Source organism: Peptostreptococcus canis (assembly GCF_014229965.1).
Taxonomy (GTDB): domain Bacteria; phylum Bacillota; class Clostridia; order Peptostreptococcales; family Peptostreptococcaceae; genus Peptostreptococcus; species Peptostreptococcus canis.
The window spans coordinates 1-2188 of the sequence record NZ_JABGBW010000020.1 but is presented as its reverse complement, the minus strand read 5'-3'; the positions used below and the strand labels follow the sequence as shown (position 1 = coordinate 2188).

Annotated in this window: 1 protein-coding gene; it reads left to right on the top strand. The window is 32.2% G+C overall.

The genetic code is table 11. The annotated features are described in order from the left end of the window. A partial coding sequence (locus HLB29_RS09420) for a Cna B-type domain-containing protein (protein WP_185624895.1) occupies positions 1-2188 on the top strand: 2188 nt, incomplete at both ends.

Below are 2188 nucleotides of genomic sequence, written 5' to 3'. Positions count from 1 at the left end.
GGGAGAAGATATTGAAATAACTCCTATTTATGGAAAACTTGGTAATGAAACTATCATTGCCGGATATGAAAAGAAAAAGAGAGAAAATCCAACAGGACCGAGGAAAATCCAAAATGTAGAGGGAGATTTAACTGAAGATGACGAATTGCTAGCAGAAATAAAGCCAGTAAATCTTCGTTTAGCAGGAGATGAACTTTCATTAGATAATGTTAGAATTATTTCATTTAAGATTATAGAAGTTTCTAGAGGAGATAGAGAAATAGACTACAGAGTAAGCGATAATCAACCGGAATTTGATAATTTTTCAAATGATCCTACAAAATTTAGTAATGCCATTTGCGAAGACGGTAAATTTAGTAAACTTAAATTAGAATTATCTATGGAATATAATGGAACTAATCCTATTAAGGAAGGAGATATATTAAATATTCCTGCTAATTTAGAGCAAGCATTAGCTTCTTTTTCAGAACAAGCCCTATTTGATGGAACTAACCATCAATTAGGTACTTGGGAATATAAAAGAGGAGTAATAAGTATTAAATTTGGTGGAGACTATATAAAAAATAATCAGATTACGAAAGTTACTGCATCTTTTAAAACTGGAGATATAGCTGGTTATTTAAATGCGTATGGACAAACTTTTAACAAAGGAGAAAGAGTTGCTGCTCGTGGAAAAATAGGAAAGAATGATTTTGTTGCAGCTTGGGAAAAGGAACATGTCCAAGCTAGTGTAGTTGGGAAAACAGACAGACATATGTCTAAAGGTGGCAGTGGAACAGATAAGAATATTAACTGGTATTATAGTGTATTTACTGATATAGCAAATATTTCTGGGAAAGAATATTATTGCCCATTTCTTTTAGAAAATAATGGTAAATATACAGCAAAGGCATTAACACGTTTGTATATAGAAGATACGTTTCATGATGTAATAGCTCCACCTAATTTATCTAAAGATTCTTCAATCATTTTATCTGGTATAAATGATGCAGGTGAAGTTATATCAGGATGGTATAGCATTAATCTTCCTTCTAGTTTACTAACAAAGGTAGAACAGGGAGCGAGAACTAGAGATGAAGTTAAACAAGCTTTAAAGGCTGGGGAATATTGTATTTATAACAATAAAGATGAAACTTATACACTTATGCTTAAATGGTGGGATACAAATGATTCAAATGGACTTACTTACGATCAAATTCCATCAATTAAAAGCGCTGGTGGAGTGGGTAATCTTTTGAAAACTAGATACAAAAGCATATTTGGAAATGTTTCTGACGAAACAATAACTAGGATTAATAACCTTTATAAGGGTAAGGCTATTCAAAATTTTCGTATTTATGCTGATGCGAAATATACACCTGTAAAAGAAGTTACAAAAATTCCTAATACGTTGAAAATAACTTCTGATCAAGGTGATTTTAATATAAAAGGAGTTGCTACCTTAACGCCTCCAGTAGGAATAGCAGATGCACCAGCAGACCCATTAACCATTAAACTTATTAAAACAGATGTAAAAACAGGTGCTAATCTTTCGGATGGATTTAAATTCAAGCTACAAACTTCCACAGATGATGGGGTAACTTGGAAGGATGTAAATGTAATTCAAGATATGGTAGAAAAGGGAACATTAAATGGCGATGGAACTTTGAGTCCAGATAAAGGAGAAGTTCAAGTTAGAAGATTAATTGGCGGCCAAAAGTATCGTTTCTTAGAAACTTCTCATGCAGAGGGATATATGGATGTAGCTGAAAATAATGCAAATCCAAACGATGCTAAACATCCTACTTCAGCAAATTCAAGAGTTGTTGATATTAATAACCAAGGGAAAGGTAAAGTTGTAGTGATGTACAATAAACGTATATCTGAGAAAATAGAAATACACGTTAATAAAGAATGGGTTGGTCCGAAATCTAACTCAGTTACTATAAAACTTATTGCTGATGGGAAAGAAGTTCCTGGAAAAATATTAGTATTAAACAATGATAACAATTGGAGAGGTAAATTCACTGATATAGAAAAGAACAATGATAATGGTGATGAAATTCAGTATGATGTAGCAGAAGTCAAACTTCAAAACTATGATAGTAAAAAAGAAGGAAATGCCAAAACTGGATTTACTATCACTAATAAAAATATAGAAAAAATATCGATTCCTGTAGAAAAGAAATGGGAAGGGGAAGAGTTAGAT